At 61.8% G+C, this 16824-nt stretch carries 11 protein-coding genes; all 11 read left to right on the top strand.

The window, feature by feature from the left end:
- The first annotated feature begins 61 nt into the window (after window positions 1–61).
- The 11 genes from M8Q45_RS12310 to M8Q45_RS12260 all read left to right on the top strand — a co-directional run bounded on the left by M8Q45_RS12310 (window position 62) and on the right by M8Q45_RS12260 (window position 16801).
- Complete coding sequence (locus tag M8Q45_RS12310; protein WP_249874979.1) at window positions 62–1207, top strand: sterol desaturase family protein; 1146 nt, start codon at window positions 62–64, stop codon at window positions 1205–1207.
- Window positions 1204–2790 (top strand): type VI secretion system protein TssA, encoded by a 1587-nt coding sequence (gene tssA, locus M8Q45_RS12305; RefSeq protein ID WP_249874978.1) that lies wholly within the window; start codon window positions 1204–1206, stop codon window positions 2788–2790. The genes M8Q45_RS12310 and tssA overlap by 4 nt, the downstream gene beginning before the upstream one ends.
- Before the next feature lie 22 nt (window positions 2791–2812).
- Window positions 2813–4585 (top strand): type VI secretion system baseplate subunit TssF, encoded by a 1773-nt coding sequence (gene tssF, locus M8Q45_RS12300; RefSeq protein ID WP_249874977.1) that lies wholly within the window; start codon window positions 2813–2815, stop codon window positions 4583–4585.
- Window positions 4549–5646, top strand: a complete 1098-nt coding sequence (tssG, locus tag M8Q45_RS12295) for a type VI secretion system baseplate subunit TssG (RefSeq protein WP_249874976.1) — start codon at window positions 4549–4551, stop codon at window positions 5644–5646. Before tssF ends, tssG begins: the two co-directional genes overlap by 37 nt.
- The gene (gene tssJ, locus M8Q45_RS12290) at window positions 5627–6163 is read left to right on the top strand and encodes a type VI secretion system lipoprotein TssJ (RefSeq protein ID WP_249874975.1); all 537 of its coding nucleotides are present in this window, start codon (window positions 5627–5629) and stop codon (window positions 6161–6163) included. Before tssG ends, tssJ begins: the two co-directional genes overlap by 20 nt.
- Before the next feature lie 3 nt (window positions 6164–6166).
- Window positions 6167–6634, top strand: a complete 468-nt coding sequence (gene tssE / locus M8Q45_RS12285) for a type VI secretion system baseplate subunit TssE (RefSeq protein WP_249874974.1) — start codon at window positions 6167–6169, stop codon at window positions 6632–6634.
- A complete protein-coding gene (locus tag M8Q45_RS12280; protein ID WP_249874973.1) occupies window positions 6631–7749 on the top strand; it encodes an OmpA family protein in 1119 nt (372 codons plus the stop codon). The genes tssE and M8Q45_RS12280 overlap by 4 nt, the downstream gene beginning before the upstream one ends.
- A gap of 163 nt (window positions 7750–7912) precedes the next feature.
- Window positions 7913–9628 carry a type I secretion system permease/ATPase gene (locus M8Q45_RS12275; protein ID WP_249874972.1) on the top strand — a complete coding sequence of 572 codons (1716 nt, stop codon included), beginning with the start codon at window positions 7913–7915 and terminating at the stop codon, window positions 9626–9628.
- A 19-nt stretch (window positions 9629–9647) separates the two neighbouring features.
- Window positions 9648–10967, top strand: a complete 1320-nt coding sequence (locus M8Q45_RS12270) for an HlyD family type I secretion periplasmic adaptor subunit (protein WP_249874971.1) — start codon at window positions 9648–9650, stop codon at window positions 10965–10967.
- 1 nt (window position 10968) lies between these two features.
- The gene (locus tag M8Q45_RS12265) at window positions 10969–12306 is read left to right on the top strand and encodes a TolC family protein (RefSeq protein WP_249874970.1); all 1338 of its coding nucleotides are present in this window, start codon (window positions 10969–10971) and stop codon (window positions 12304–12306) included.
- A 244-nt stretch (window positions 12307–12550) separates the two neighbouring features.
- Window positions 12551–16801 carry a M10 family metallopeptidase C-terminal domain-containing protein gene (locus M8Q45_RS12260; RefSeq protein WP_283939036.1) on the top strand — a complete coding sequence of 1417 codons (4251 nt, stop codon included), beginning with the start codon at window positions 12551–12553 and terminating at the stop codon, window positions 16799–16801.
- Window positions 16802–16824: the final 23 nt, after the last annotated feature.

Genomic DNA, 16824 nt, shown 5'->3' with positions numbered 1-16824 from the left:
TCTCCGTCGCGCTGAAGCGACAGGAGAAATACCGCTCGGCTTCAAACAAAAAGGATAGGTAATGCACAAGATCAAAACTTATTTACAGAAACATGGGCACGCTCCTTTCATATTTGGCGAAGGGCGCATCAGTGGCTACATCGGTGCCGCCTTGGGATTGTTGAGCTTGCTCGCAGTGTTTTGCTTCCTGCTGCCGGAGTGGCTGACGACCAGTGAATTGCGCGAGGTTTACGACGAGCAATTCGCCCGGTCGCTGTTGCTGCTCGGGTTGATCCTGTCGTTCAGCTTGGGCACGTTGAATATAATGCTCAACGGCCATAAGCGCTTGGGTGTTACGGCTATTGTCGCTTCCGGTCTGGCCATGGTCCTCGGTGGGACTGACATACAGGTCGATGCCATCGGTAAGACACCTTACTCCTTGGGGCTGGATTGGTTCGTACTGGCGCTCCTGATATCTGCGGCGGTATTTATCCCGCTGGAAAAATTGTATGCCAAGGATCCGGAGCAGAACATCCTGCGTCCCCATTGGCGCACGGACCTGGGCTATTTTTTCGTCAGCCATATGCTGGTGCAATTCATCCTGATTTTCATCACGGCTTCCTCAAACTTCATGGCGGGATGGGCGGTTTCCCCGAACCTTCAGGAGAGCGTCCAGAGCCTGCCTATGGTCGTGCAGTTTTTTCTCGCGGTATTGGTGGCTGATCTGGGGCAGTACTGGCTGCATCGCCTCTACCACGTGGTGCCTTGGTTATGGCGAGTCCATGCTGTCCATCATTCAAGTACCGCGATGGATTGGCTGGCCGGTTCGCGGGTCCACTTCGTTGAAATTTTACTAACGCGCACAGGTGTACTGGTGCCGTTGATGTTGCTGGGTTTCGCTGCGCCTGCATTGAATGCCTATGTGGTCCTGGTTGGCATTCAAGCCGTACTGGCCCACGCGAATATGCGAGTCAACGCGGGCTGGCTGGAATTCATTCTTGTACTTCCCCGATATCATCACTGGCACCACGCCCGTCATGCGGACTACATCTATAAAAACTACGCGATTCACCTGCCGCTGATCGATATGGTGTTTGGAACGTTCAAGTTACCTGTGAAGGATTGGCCGGCCCGCTACGGTGTATTCGGCAAGCCGTTGCCAGACGGCATCGTGCGGCAGCATGGATACCCGTTCCGGAAACCCGTGTCCGAGAGCTCCAAGCCATGAGCCTGCAAAGCTTGATCACCCGTTGCCTTGGAAAGCGCGACGCGGTGGCCGTTGCCCGTGAACAGGCCGCACGTTGGCAGCCCTGGTTGCAACCGATCAGCGAGGCGTCACCCGTCGGTGACGACCCTGGCTATGACGATGACTTCCAGCGCATGCGCGAAGAGGTCGACAAGTTGTCCGGTGCCGATGCCGAGCGAGTAGCCCAGTTGGCTGAGAAGCTGCTGACCCGGACCTGCAAGGATCTGCGCGTGGTCACCTATTACGTGTGGGCGCGCTTGCATCGGGACGGTGAGGCGGGGCTGGCCGACGGCCTGTGCCTGCTGGCGGCTTTGGTGGAGCGGTTCGCCGACCGCGTACTGCCGGCGCGCGCCACCAGTCGCAAGGTGGCGCTGCAATGGCTGGCCGGCGCCAAGGTGCTGGACACCCTGTCGCTGTACCCGGAGGTGGTCAAGGCCGAGGCCGAGCGCACGGCCGCCGCGTTGGCCTGGCTTGAGCAGGGGCTGGAGGCTTGGCCGGAAGATCAACGTCCTTGCCTTGGCGCGCTGCATGCCGCGCTGTCTGCCCGCCTGGCTCAATCCGGCGGCGTGGAGGCGGTGGTTCCGCAGAATGCGGCCAGCCAGGAATCGAATGCCCAGGCAGGCGCGCCGACCGTTCCCGCGATCAAGTCCGGTCGGGATCTGTTGGACCACGGCCGGGCCTTGGCCGGTTATTTGCGCGATCAACCCCACGGCTGGCTGGCAGGCCATCGACTGATGAAAAGCCTGCGCTGGGACACGGTGCATCAGGCGCCGCCCGAGGACGCCGACGGCAATACCCGGTTGACGCCGCCGAGGGCGGATTATCGGGCACAGCTCAAGCGCTTGTACCTGCAGCAGGCTTGGCGGCAGATGCTCGATCAGGTGGAGCGGATCTATGCCGAGGGCGTGAACCATTTCTGGTTGGACTTGCAGTGGTACGCGTACCAGGCCTTGAGTAAACAACCCGCGCCACAGGATGGCTGGGCGGACGTCGTTCAGCGTGACTTGGGCATGTTCCTCGAGCGCTTGCCGGGGATCGAGCTGCTGCGCTGGAGCGATGGCACGCCCTTCGCCGATGAGACCACCCGTGAATGGATCGTCCAGCACGTCAGCAGCAATGCCCCTGGGCAATGGCTGCCGGCTCCATCGTCGACGCATGGCACCGGCGATGCCGACATTTTGTCGTGGGAGGGCGAAGCCTTGGCGCAAGCCGACAGGGAAGGGGTCGAGCCCGCATTGGCCTGGTTGGCGGCGCGCCCGGACATTCATGGTGGGCGGCAACGTTGGCTGTTGCGTCTGCTGATGGCGCGGGTCGCCGAACAATTCGGCAAGACGGATCTGGCGATCCACTTGCTGGGGGAGCTGGACGCCGCCGTCCAACACCACGACCTGCGCGTGTGGGAGCCCGAGCTGTATTTCGAGGTCAAGGCTCGCCTGCTCAAGTTGCTGCGCCTCAAAGCCCAACGCAACGACACCGACAAACCTGCCCTGGCTCGACGCATGGAAACCTTGCTGGCGGCGCTCGTAGCCATCGATCCGGTACGTGCCGCCGTGCTGTGCGGCTGACGATCATTAATCAGGATTCTTTATGGACATGGACAATCTGACACTGCGCTATTTCGACGCCGAAATGCGCTACCTGCGCGAGGCCGGCAAGGAATTCGCCGAGGCGTTCCCGGACCGTGCGGCGCTTCTCAACCTGGACAAGCCGGGGGCTCAGGACCCTTATGTGGAGCGGCTGTTCGAGGGCTTTGCGTTCTTGATGGGGCGTTTGCGGGAAAAACTCGATGATGACCTGCCGGAGCTGACCGAAGGCTTGGTGAGCCTGTTGTGGCCACATTATTTGCGGACCATTCCGTCGCTATCGATCATCGAGCTGGTGCCCGATCTCGCCCAGATAAAACGCAGCGAACGGATCGGCCGGGGGTTCGAGATCCTCTCGCAACCCATCGGGCCGCAGCGCACCTGCTGCCGCTATACCACCACGCAAGACGTGACGTTGCAGCCGCTGGCGTTGGCGTCGGTGGCGCGTGACCACGAACCGGATGGTCGCTCGCTGCTGCGCTTGCGCTTTGCCCGCAGCAAATCCGTCCCTTGGACGGAGATCGACCTGCGTCGCCTGCCGTTGTACTTGAATGCCGATGCACCGCTGGCCAGCGCGCTGCACCAAGCCCTGACCTTGAACCGGCAGGCGATGTACGTGCGCGTCGCGGGGCAGCCCGGCCGCACGCCTATGGATGGTTACTTCGCGGCCAAGGGCTTTGCCGACGAGGATCGGCTGTGGCCCAAGGGCGACAGCGCCTTCAGTGGTTATCAGTTGCTGCTGGAATATTTCACGTTCCGGGAAAAATTCATGTTCGTCACCCTCTGCGGCTTGGATCAACTGGTGATTGAACCCAATGCGCCCTGGTTCGACCTCGAAGTGGTACTGCGTGAACCCTGGCCCCACGCCTTTGACCTGAGCGCCGAACACATCCGCCTGCACGCGGTGCCGGTGATCAATCTGTTTGTGCTGGAGGCCGATCCGCTGGAGCTGGACCCCTTGCAAACCGATTACCTGCTGCGTCCGATGCGCTTGCAGGACGGCCATCTGGAAATCTATTCGGTGGACGAGGTCACCGCCTCAAAGGAGGAACAGCGCCTGGACTACGTGCCGTTCAGCAGCTTTCGCCACAAGGGCGGTATGCTGCGTGACGAAGCGCCGGAACGCTATTTCCATACTCGCTTGAAGCGCGCCGCCAATGGCTTGCACGACACCTGGTTGATCCTCGGTGGCGACGGCTTCGACGAGGATCGGCTGCTGCGGCCCGATAAACGCCTGTCGCTGCGCCTGACCGGCACCCACGGCCAACTGCCGCGCAAAGCGTTGCAGAGCACGGTGCTCGATACGGCGGTGCAGCTCACCCAGTTCGGCCTGCGGGTGCGCAACCTGTGTGCCCCGACCTTGCCCTGCTATCCGCCAAATCGCGACCGCTTTCATTGGCGCATCCTCAGCCACCTGGGCTCGAATTTCCTGCCGATGCTCGACAGTGCCGAGGTCTTGCGCGGGACGTTGGCGTTGTACGACTGGACGGGCAGCGAGCTGAACCGGCGTCGGCTGGCGGCGATCGTCGAGGTGAGTCACCACTTGGTCCAGCGCTTCGAAAAGGGCTTCCTGCTGCGTGGGGTGGATATCGAAATCACCTTGGACGCCAACGGATTCGCGGGGGAGGGCGATATCAGTCTGTTCGGCGAAATGCTCAACCGCTTCTTTGCGCTCTACGCGGACGTCCATTTGTACACCCAGCTCACGCTGGTCCTTCAACCTACTGGAGCGTGCCTGCGATGGAGCGAGAATCACAGCCAGCGTATTCCCGGTTGAACACCGGCGGTTTGCTGAGCACCGTGCAGGAGCGGGTGGCCGAGGCCAGCCTGTACCGTTTCTGCCAGTTGCTGGAACAAGCGCTGCCCGGAAATCCCCTGCTGGGCAGCTCCGCGCGTCCGACGGACGACCCGGTGCGTTTTCGGCCCGATCCCGGCATGGGGTTCCCGGCCGGAGAGCTGAAAGCGATCGAACTCGATCCGGAGAATCCGGGGCGTCCGGCGACGGTACGCACTCGTGTGCTGGGGTTGTACGGTGTCGACTCGCCAATGCCGACGGCGTTCCTCGATGACATCGCCCAACGTCGGGAAGGGCATGAGGCGCTGGAAGCATTCCTCGACATTTTCAATCACCGGATCTTTACCCAGTTCTACCGGATCTGGCGCAAGTATTCCTACCCGGCCACTTTCGCAGCAGGCGGCACCGATGCGACGTCGCAATGCCTGCTGGGCCTGATCGGGCTAGGCATTCCCGGAAGCACGCGACGGGTCGCGACGCCGATTTCGCGTTTCCTTGCGTTGCTCAGCGTCATGCGCCTGCCGACCCGCAACGCCGAAGGCATCGAGGCGTTGGTCAAGCTGCTGGCGAGCAAGACCCAGGCGCGAGTCAGCCCGCACTGGCCGCAGAAAATTACTTTGGCGCATCCGGCCAGCCTTTGCCCGTCCCGTCTGGTGACACTGTCCGAAGGCACGCCGCTGGGCAGTGTCGGGCGGGACGTCAACAGCCAGTTGCACCTGATGCTTTGCACCGATGACGCGAAGGAGGCCAACGGCTGGTTGCCTGGCGGAACGCTGCACAGCGACCTGCTGGTACTGCTGCGGGTGTACCTGGGATGGCGTTGCAGCGCGACGCTGCAATTGACGGTCGCGCTGAGCAGCCTGCCGGCCCCGGTCCTGGGCAATCCCCAGATTCGATTGGGCATGACCGGTGTGCTGGGCTTGGGGGCAGACACCTGGCGGGCGAAAGAACACGAAACCCTCACGATCAATCTGGGCCGTTATCAAGGCCTCTCGATCCATTCTCGGAACAGGGAAACACAGCATGTCTCGTACCCTTTTTAATCTATCGATACTGGCAGTGATCGCCACCGCACTGGGCGGGTGTGGATTGACCCAGACCGTCACGCAAGGCACTGCATCCGCCGCCGAGACGATTTTCCATAAGCAAGTGAAGACCCTGCATCTGGACTTCAACGCGCGCCCGGCGCTCAACACCGACGTTGCGGACATGAATGCGCTGTCGTTGCCAACCCTGGTCCGCGTGTACCAATTGCGCGATGGCAACGCGCTGGACCGGGCGACTTACGAGGGGCTGGTGAGGGGTGACGAGGGGCTGCTCGACGGCGCGTTGCTGGACAAGCGAGCCGTGGTGGTGAAACCCGGAGCAGGGGCGCAGTTGAGCGTGCCGATGAATCCGCAGGCGCGGGTAGTCGCGCTGGTGGGCTTGTTCCGCAATCCCGATGCGCAACCCGACACCTGGCGCCTGCTGTTGACACGCGATGACTTGGACCCGGATCGGGCACGGCTCATCGAGATGGGAGGCAACCAACTGACCTTGCGTCCCTTGGCGAAGGAATAAGCCATGACCGAGCCCAACCCCTCGCTCTACGAAATGTTGCTGCAGAACTTCGACGGAGAACTGGATGTGTATCGCGTCAGCGAGCAGGACCAGCACACGCTGTCGGTCCTGGACAACCTCCAACGCATCCTCAATTGCCGGGCGGGCACACTCAGTCACTTGCCGGACTACGGACTGCCGGATATGGGCACGGTTCTACAGGGATTGCCGGCAACGGCCCATACCCTGATGAGGACCCTGACCGATACCTTGCTCAAATACGAACCACGGTTGGCGGAGCTCGCCATCGAACTGTTGCCCCAGGTGCTGCCGGGGCATTTGGAATGTGCGCTGAACGTGCAGTTGAAAGGCGGGCGGCGGGTGAGTTTCGGGACCACCGTGGGGCCGGAGGGCAAAGTCCTTGTGCGTCACCTGACGCGGCAGAACTACTTTTCGACGCCTGGAATGGATCACCCAAGGGGCGGGCGATGAGCGCGTTGTTCGAAGTGCATGTTCGACTCGGCGGCGATCCGCGCGGTTATGCTGAGTTCGTCGCCCTGCGCGGTGAAATGGCGAAGCTGGGCCATAGCGCCTGTCCCGACGTGGATTGGCAGAAAGTGGAGCAGTTGTGCCTCGTGCTCCTGCAATTGAACGGGGCAGAGCTGCAGACCGTGAGCTTTTATGCGCTGGCGCGGGGGCAGCGTCACGGTTTGGATGGCATGGTCGAAGGCATGAGATTGCTCAAGACGCTCTGTGGCCAGTGGTCCAGTCTTTGGCCGGCGTCGGTCCCCGTTCGCCTGGAGATGCTCGGGTGGTTGTTTGCCCAACTGCAAACGCTGCTGCGCAGCTGGGCGCTGGCGACCCACAACCTGCGGGCATTGCTTGAGTTGGATAATGCGCTTACCGACCTCAGTGAACGGTTGCCCTGCCAGGCACCCGTACCGTTGGCCACGCTGCAGGCCCTGCGGCTGCAGGTCAGGCACCTCATCCAGCGCTTGGAACGGAGCGACTTCGGCACCGAAACGGCATTGCTCCCCCTCAGGGTGGCGGAACCGGCGCTGATGATGCCGATCGTGCTCGTGCCGCCGCCCGATGCGATAAGCGGCAAACGACGGTTATTGCCGTGGCTGTGCACAGCGGCGCTTCTGCTTGCCGTCGCCGCTGGGGTTGCCGGGGGGTGGAAGGGCGCGCAGACGGACGTCGCCTGGCCCGATCCGGTGCGCCTGGACAGCCTGTCGCTGTTCGACGCCGGCAGCGCGGAGCTCAAGCCCAGCTCGACCTCTGTCCTGGTCAAGGCCCTGGTCGACATCAAGGCCCAGCCAGGCTGGTTGATCATCATTGCCGGGCATACCGATGCCACAGGTTCATCGGAGCAGAATCTCCGGCTCTCCCATGCCCGGGCGTCCGCGGTACGCGACTGGATGCAGAGCGTGGGCAGCATTCCCGCCGATTGTTTTGCCGTGCAGGGCTTTGCCGCCCATCAACCCATCGCAGGAAACGATACCGAGGCCGGGCGAATCGCCAATCGACGTGTCGACATCAGCCTGGTGCCGCAAGCAGGCGCTTGTGAGCCTCCAGCAAATCGCAGGCCAGAGAGGCTCCTTTGAAATTCCTCCTTAAGAACCGCAAGGATGTGCCGATACAGCGCGGTAGATCCGATTGTATGGGCACTGCAGTAGTGTCCAAGAAAAGATATTCCAGGCGTTTGCGCGCCTGTGCCCTTTTGATTTTTTCCAGGTTTGACCCTAATCGGACCTCAGGGAATGAACCATGCCAGCCCACTCCAGGACCGAGTTGGAGGATGCCCTTGCCGCGTGCAAAAGCAGCTTTCTTTCCGTTGCCTTCTTCAGTTTTTTCGTCAACCTGCTGATGCTGGTTCCCTCGTTCTACATGCTGCAGGTCTATGACCGGGCGGTCGCCAGCGCCAGCCTGTCGACCTTGTTGATGTTGACGCTGATCATGTTGCTCCTGTTGACCACGATGGGCGGACTGGAGTGGGTTCGGTCGCGGATCATGGTGCGGATCAGCACGCGCCTGGATACGTTGCTGGGCCAGCGCCTGTTCGACGCGAGTTTCAAGCAGGCGCTGACAAGCTGCGGCATGAACGCCACGGCCCAGCCCCTGAGCGATTTGAACGCGTTGCGCCAGTTCCTGACCGGCAACGGCCTCTTTGCGTTTTTCGACACGCCCTGGATTCCGATCTACCTGGCCGTCATGTTCATGTTCCATCCCTGGTACGGCTGGATGGGGCTGTTGAGCGCGGTGCTGTTGGGTACGCTGGCCTACGTCAATGAAAAACTCACCCAGGCACCGCTGCATGCGGCCAACCGCGAGCAGATGGCGGCTACCGCGTTCACCAACAAGAGCTTGCGCAACGCCGAGGTGGTGGAATCCATGGGCATGCTTGCCAGCTTGCGTCAGCGCTGGAGCGAGCAGACCCACACCATTCTTTCCCTGCAGAGCCTCGCCAGTGACCGCGCCACGACCGTCGCGACCGTCTCCAAGACGTTCCGCCAGGTCGTCCAGTCGCTGGTGCTGGGCTTGGGTGCGTACCTGACGATCAATCACGAGATTTCGTCTGGGCTGATGATCGCCGGCTCCATTCTGCTGGGGCGAGCCTTGGCGCCCATCGATCAATTGATCGGCGTCTGGAAAGGCTTCCTGGGCGCACGATCGCAATATGCGAGGCTGCACCAATTGCTGGCAACGATCGCCGCCGAACCTGAGCGCATGTCCTTGCCGGCGCCCGAGGGCGCGATCCGAGTGGAAGGCCTTAGCGTTGGCTCGCCCAACCAGCGCAAACCGATTATCCGTGGCCTGACATTCGAGGTGCCGGCGGGTTCGGTGGTGGGCATCATTGGTCCCAGCGGCGCGGGCAAGTCGACGCTGGCCAGGGCATTGCTCGGCATCTGGCCAAGCCTGGCGGGTACCGTACGCCTGGACGGTGCGGACATCAGCCAATGGCGGCGGGACGAGCTTGGCCCCTACGTCGGTTACCTGCCGCAGGACATCGAGTTGTTCGAAGGCACCATCAGCCAGAACATTTCACGCTTCGGTCCGGTGGACGCACCCGCCGTGGTGGCTGCCGCGCGCATGGCCGGGGTACATGAGCTGGTTCTGCAATTGCCTGATGGCTACGACACGTTGATCGGGGCCAATGGCGGTGGACTGTCCGGCGGCCAGCGCCAACGCATCGGCCTGGCTCGTGCGCTGTACGGCGAACCGCGGCTCGTATTGCTCGATGAGCCGAACTCCAACCTGGACGATGCGGGCGAGAAGATGCTCGCCGAGGCACTGCAAAAACTCAGGCAGAGCCGCGCCACGGTGTTTGTCATCACTCATCGATCCGGGGTGCTGGCGCAGGTCGACAAGCTGCTGGTCCTCAATCAGGGCGAACTGAGCCTGTTCGGGCCGCGCGACAAGGTCCTGGCGCGACTGCAGGCTGCCACGCCCGCGGCGCACCCGGCCGCCGCCATTGAATCGTAGGAAGCGGATGAGCCATTCGATGCAACAAATCAAGCCATCATCGGCCCCTGTCACCGGGTTTTCCATTGACGACAAACCGATACGGCGCATCGGCTATCTCATGCTGCTGGTGACATTCGGCCTGTTTGGCGGCTGGGCCACCCTGGCGCCGCTTGACAGCGCGGCACTGGCGCCGGGCGTGGTCACCGTCAAGAGCTATCGCAAGACCGTGCAGCACCTGGAAGGCGGCATCGTGCGGGAGCTGCGCGTGCATGACGGCGACCTGGTGAAGGCCGGTGATGTGCTGCTGGTGCTCGACAACACCCAGGCGCGCTCCGAAATGGAAGCGATGCGCAGCCAGTTGATCGCAGCGCTCGAACTCGAAGCCCGACTGGTGGCCGAGCGCGACGGCTTGCCCGAGCCGCTGGCCGTCCCCGCCCTGGACCTCGCTGATGCTCGCGTACGCGAGGCGCGCGACAGCGAAGCGCGGATTCTCCAGACCCGGCGGACCTCCTTGCTCGGGGAAATCGCCTTGCAGGAGAAGTCCATCGGGCAAATCGAGGAACAGATTCGTGGCTACAGAGCGGTCGTCGCCAGCAAGCAAACGCTCGCGGCTTCCTATCAAGAAGAGATTGTCGATTTACGCGCGTTGTTGTCCGAAGGCTACGTGGACAAGCAGCGTTTGCGCGAGCAGGAGCGCAGCCTGGCCCGGCTGCAGGCCGAAATAGCGGAAAGCCAGTCTGCCAGCGCGCGGGCCAGGGTCCAGGCTGACGAAGCGCAGTTGAAGATCCTCCAGCTGAAAAAGACCTTTGCCAGTGAAGTCGCGGGCTTGCTGGGCGATGCCCGGAGCAAGGTCTACGAGCTCCGCGAACGGTTGGCCACCCTGCAGGATCGCGACCAGCGCACTGATATCGTCGCGCCCGAATCCGGAAAGGTCATGGGCTTGACCGTACATACCCTGGGCGCGGTGGTCAGCCCAGGGACTGCGCTGCTCGACATTGTCCCGGCCAACGAGGAGCTGATCGTCGAGGCCCAGGTTTCACCGATGGACATTGACCGCATCGCGCCGGGCAAGCTGGCTGGCATCCGCTTCAGTGCGTTCAAAAGCAGTACCACGCCGGTCATCGAGGGCCAATTGGTACAGGTGTCTGCCGATCGGCTGGTCAACAAGGACACCGCAACCCCGTATTACCTGGCACGCGTGGCCTTGACCGACAAGGGAAGGCAAGCATTGGGCGGTCTTACCCTGGTGCCCGGGATGCCCGTCGAGGTGTTGATCAATACGGGTTCGCGAACGTTGTTGGAATACCTGATGCAGCCTGCCAGCAATGCGTTTGCCCGTTCGTTGATCGAGGATTGATATGAAATCTCTGGTCGCACTGGGGCTGGCCGTCCTGTCGTTTGGCGCCCTGGCGGACAATGGGCAGGCGTCTGCCTATGTCGATCTCTGGCAGTTGCATCAGGAGGCGCAGGGCGCCGATCCGCGTGTCCTGCGGGCGCAGGCCCTGACTCGCAGTGGTGAAGGCAACGAGCGTGCGGCCTTCGGTCAATTGTTGCCGCAGCTCAATGCCAGCGGCAGCGTCAACCGCAGCCGGCGCGACGACGAGCTGAGCCGTATCCAGTACAACGGCAAGCGCATGGCGGTGATGCTCAACCAGGTCATCTACGACCCGCAGGTCTGGCGCAGTTATCAGCGATACGTGGAACTGGCGCGCCAGAGCGAGTATGAGTCCGACGACACGCGGGTGCAGGCCAGCATTGACCTGTCCGAGCGCTATTTCGCCGTGCTTGCCGCCGAGGACGAATTGGCTCTGGTGCGCAGCGAGCTGGGCGCGACCGAGCGCAATCTCAAGCGCGTCAACGCCCTGTATGCGCGGCAGATGGCAATGGTGACCGACACGCTGGACCTGGAGGCGCGCGTGGATGCGCTCAAGGCTGACGAGATTGAAGCCGTCAACAAGGTCGAGGTCAGCCGTGAAGCCATTTCCGAACTGGTGGGGCGCGAGGTTCGGGAGCCGTTCAAGCGCATCGCCGAGAGTCCGGCGTTCAGTCTGCCGGCACAAGCGCAGGATTACTGGGTGCAGACGGCGCTGGACAGCAACCCGGCGTTGCATGCTCGCGAACACAGCATTCGCGCCGCCGAAGCCGCCATCGGAGAAGCCAAGGCCGGCCATCTGCCCAAGCTGGGCCTGAACCTGATGGCGCAACGCAGCGACATCGGCTACGAAGGTGCGCTGGCGCCTCGCTCGGATAATCTCGTCGCCTCCCTGGACTTGCAGATGCCGCTCTACAGTGGCGGTTCCACGCGCGCCCGGGTGTCCAGTTCCGAAAGCGACAAGGAGGCCGCGCAACAAGAACTTGAGGCGTTGCGGCGCCAAGTCATCAAGGAGACTCGCACGGCCTATCTGGGCATGACCGCCGAGCTGAGCCGTATCAAGGCGACGCATCGCGCGCTCGAATCGGCCGAGAAGTCGCGACTCGCCACGGAGAAGGCCTTTTCCTATGGCGTCAAGAATGCCGTCGACGTCCTGGACAGCATCAAGGAAGAGTTTCGTGCGCGACGTGATTTCTATCAATCGCAGTACCGCTTCGTGACCAGCCTGCTTGTCCTGCATCGCTGGAGCGGCAGGTTGGGGGACGGCGATATACGCAAGGCCAACGACTGGCTGGCTACTCCCGTTTCATCGGATGTGCGGTAGAAAAAATGATGGCCAAGTAATATTATTGGCGCCATTTTTCAGGCAATATTAACGACTTGTAGCGGCCGCCCCGGGAAGGGCCGCAGATTGCCCATAGGAAGCTTGTATGCCCAGTCCCCTTGGTTACTCCTCCGTTTCGTCTGCAAAATTGACCACTAACGTGCAGGTCAATAGCTTGTTGGTTGGCACTTACTGGACCGGAAGTGCCACGACGGGCACGTCGTTGACGTACAGCTTCTTAACGATGAATTCATATTTCGCCAGGGATTACAGCGACTACGACGAATATCTGGCCAGTTACACCCTCACTTCTGCCCAGCAAAGCAGCATTACCAGCGCGCTCGGCAGCTGGAGCGCCGTCTCTAATATCAAGTTCACCAAGGTCAACGACACAATCTCCAACGTCGGGGACTTGCGATTTGGCGGCTACGGGGACATGCCCGATAGCTTCGCCGCCTGGGGTTACTATCCTGCCAACGCCCCAAGCGGTGGCGATGTGTGGATCGGTCCGGTCACCAACGACCCGGCTCCCGTCAAGGGCACGTACGACTACATGACGTTCATGCATGAGATCGGCCATGCGCTGGGCCTCAAGCATCCATTTTCGCCAAGCGATACCAACAAAACGGTGTTGTCCGCTCAGTTCGATGACGTTCGTTACACGATCATGAGCTACAACAACAATTATTCGTATGAGCCCACCACACCGATGTTGCTGGACATCGCTGCCATCCAAAGCCTGTATGGCGCGAACAAGCAGTGGCAGGTCGGCAACACCAGCTATAGCTGGGCGGCCGATCAATCGGTTTTCGAGACGATCTGGGACGCCGGTGGTGTTGACACCATCGATGCGAGCAACCAGGCGCAAGCTGTGCGTATCAACCTCAATGAAGGCCAGTTCAGCAAGATCGGCGCGACGTTCCAGAATCTCACTACCCAGACTGACTTCAACGAAGGGCTGGCGATTGCCTACGGTACCAAGATCGAAAACGCGATTGGCTCGGCCAACGACGATACGCTTATCGGCAACGCGTTGGACAACGTACTGAATGGTCGCGCTGGCGCAGACGTCATGATCGGTGGGTCAGGCAACGACACTTATGTCGTCGACAATATCAATGACGTCATCCAAGAAACCAGTGCGCTGAATAGCGGAGTCGACACTGTCCAGGCTTCCAGCAGTTACGTCCTGAGTGCCAATATCGAGACGTTGATCCTGACTGGCTTCGGCAACATCAACGGCACCGGCAACGCACTGAACAACCGCATCACCGGAACGCTTGGCGCCAACGTCCTGGACGGCGGCGCTGGCATTGACACGCTGGTCGGCGGCACCGGTAACGACACCTATGTGGTCGACAACCTCAAGGATGTGATCAGCGAAACCAGCGCCCTCGCCAGCGAGATCGATACCGTGCGCGCCTCCTTGACCTGGAGCCTGGGCACCAACCTGGAAAACCTCACGCTCACCGGCAGCGCCAACCTCAACGGCACTGGCAACGCCTTGAACAACGTGCTGACTGGCAACGCTGGCAATAACTTGCTGGATGGCCTCGCCGGGCGCGATACCTTGGTCGGTGGCGCGGGTAACGACACGTATACCCTCGACAACGCGGGTGACAGTGTCGTAGAGCTTGCGGATGAAGGCATCGACCTGGTCCGGACAGCGGTCAGCCATACCTTGTCCGCCAACGTCGAGAATGCAGTGTTGCTCGGCGTCGCCGCGCTCAACCTCACCGGCAACGCATCAAATAACAGCCTGATCGGCAACGCCGCAGCGAACGTGCTCAACGGCATGGACGGTGCGGATACCCTCGACGGCGGCGCCGGCATCGACACCCTCATTGGTGGCACGGGCAACGACACCTACGTGGTCGACAACCTCAAGGATGTGATCAGCGAAACCAGCACCTCGGCCTCCGAAATCGACAGCGTGCGTTCCTCGGTGAGCTGGACCCTGGGCAGCAACCTGGAAAACCTCACGTTGACCGGCGTTGCCGCGATCAACGGCAGCGGCAACTCGCTGGACAACGTGCTGATCGGCAACGCCGCCGCCAACGTGCTTAACGGCCTGGGCGGCGCGGATACCCTGGACGGCGGCGCCGGCAACGACACTTATTACGTCGACAACCTCGGCGACACGGTGATCGAGCGCGGCGCGGCGCTGACTGAGATTGACAGCGTTGTTTCGTCCATCAGCTACGCCCTGGGCGCCAATCTGGAAAACCTGACATTGGGCGGCGCCGGCAGCATCAACGCTACCGGTAACGCGCTGAACAACCGCATCACCGGCAACGCTGGCGCCAACGTCCTCGACGGCGGCCTCGGCATTGACACGCTGGTCGGCGGCACGGGCAACGACACCTACGTGGTCGACAACCTCAAGGACGTCGTCAGCGAAACCAGCACCTTGGCCGCTGAAGTCGACAGCGTACGTGCCTCGGTCAACTGGGTGCTGGGCGCCAACCTGGAAAACCTCACGCTCACCGGCAGCGCCAACCTCAACGGCACCGGCAACGCCTTGAACAACGTGCTGACCGGCAACGCTGGCAATAACCTGCTCGATGGCCTCGCCGGGCGCGACACTTTGGTCGGTGGCGCCGGTAACGACACGTATACCCTCGACAACGCAGGAGACAGCGTTGTAGAGCTTGCGGATGAAGGCATCGACCTGGTCCGGACAGCGGTCAGCCATACCTTGTCCGCCAATGTCGAGAATGCAGTGTTGCTTGGCGTCGCCGCGCTCAATCTCACCGGCAACGCGTCAAATAACAGCCTGATCGGCAACGCCGCAGCGAACGTGCTCAACGGCATGGACGGTGCGGATACCCTCGACGGCGGCGCCGGCATCGACACCCTCATCGGTGGCACCGGCAACGACACCTACGTGGTCGACAACCTCAAGGATGTGATCAGCGAAACCAGCACCTCGGCCAGCGAAATCGACAGCGTGCGTTCCTCGGTGAGCTGGACTCTGGGCAGCAACCTGGAAAACCTTACGTTGACCGGTATTGCCGCGATCAACGGCAGCGGCAACGCGCTGGACAACGTGCTGATCGGCAACGCCGCCGCCAACGTGCTCAACGGCCTGGGCGGCGCGGATACCCTGGACGGCGGCGCCGGCAACGACACTTATTACGTCGACAACCTCGGCGACACGGTGATCGAGCGCGGCGCGGCGCTGACTGAGATTGACAGTGTCATTTCGTCCATCAGCTACGCCCTGGGCGCCAATCTGGAAAACCTGACATTGGGCGGCGCCGGCAGCATCAACGCTACCGGTAACGCGCTGAACAACCGCATCACCGGCAACGCTGGCGCCAACGTCCTCGACGGTGGCCTCGGCATCGACACGCTGGTCGGCGGCACGGGCAACGACACCTACGTGGTCGACAACCTCAAGGACGTCGTCAGCGAAACCAGCACCTTGGCTGGCGAGATCGACAGCGTACGTGCCTCGGTCAACTGGGTGCTGGGCGCCAACCTGGAAAACCTCACGCTCACCGGCAGCGCCAACCTCAACGGCACCGGCAACGCCTTGAACAACGTGCTGACCGGCAACGCTGGCAATAACCTGCTCGATGGCCTCGCCGGGCGCGACACTTTGGTCGGTGGCGCCGGTAACGACACGTATACCCTCGACAACGCAGGAGACAGCGTTGTAGAGCTTGCGGATGAAGGCATCGACCTGGTCCGGACAGCGGTCAGCCATACCTTGTCCGCCAATGTCGAGAATGCAGTGTTGCTTGGCGTCGCCGCGCTCAACCTCACCGGCAACGCGTCAAATAACAGCCTGATCGGCAACGCCGCAGCGAACGTGCTCAACGGCATGGACGGTGCGGATACCCTCGACGGCGGCGCCGGCATCGACACCCTCATCGGTGGCACTGGCAACGACACCTACGTGGTCGACAACCTCAAGGATGTGATCAGCGAAACCAGCACCTCGGCTTCCGAAATCGACAGCGTGCGTTCCTCGGTGAGCTGGACCCTGGGCAGCAACCTGGAAAACCTTACGTTGACCGGCGTTGCCGCGATCAACGGCAGCGGCAACGCGCTGGACAACGTGCTGATCGGCAACGCCGCCGCCAACGTGCTCAACGGTGGCGCGGGCAGCGACCGTCTCGACGGCGGCGCCGGCAACGACACCCTGGTGGGCGGGGCGGGGACTGACATCCTGACGGGCGGCGTCGGAGCAGATCGTTTCGTTTTCAGTTCATTGAGTGAGTTGGACAAGGACGGGGCGGGCGACGTCATCCTCGATTTCAGCCGCTTGCAAGGCGACAAGATCGATCTGTCGAAACTGGATGCCAATGCCCTGACGCCGCTGTTCAACAAGTTCAGCTTCGTTGATGCAGGGGATTTCACTGGCGCGGGGCAGTTGCGCTTCGTTGATCATGTGCTCTACGGCAACGTCAACGATGACCTGGGCGCGGACTTCGAAATCCAGTTGGTCGGCGTCAATACCTTCAACGCCAACGATCTGGTCGCCTGAAAACACGTTCGGGGCTCGGTGAA

Origin of the sequence: Pseudomonas sp. T1.Ur (assembly GCF_023516725.1) — a bacterium.
Taxonomy (GTDB): Bacteria; Pseudomonadota; Gammaproteobacteria; order Pseudomonadales; family Pseudomonadaceae; genus Aquipseudomonas; species Aquipseudomonas alvandae.
The sequence above is the reverse complement of the archived record's forward strand: the minus strand, read 5'-3'. Positions and strand labels throughout refer to the sequence as shown.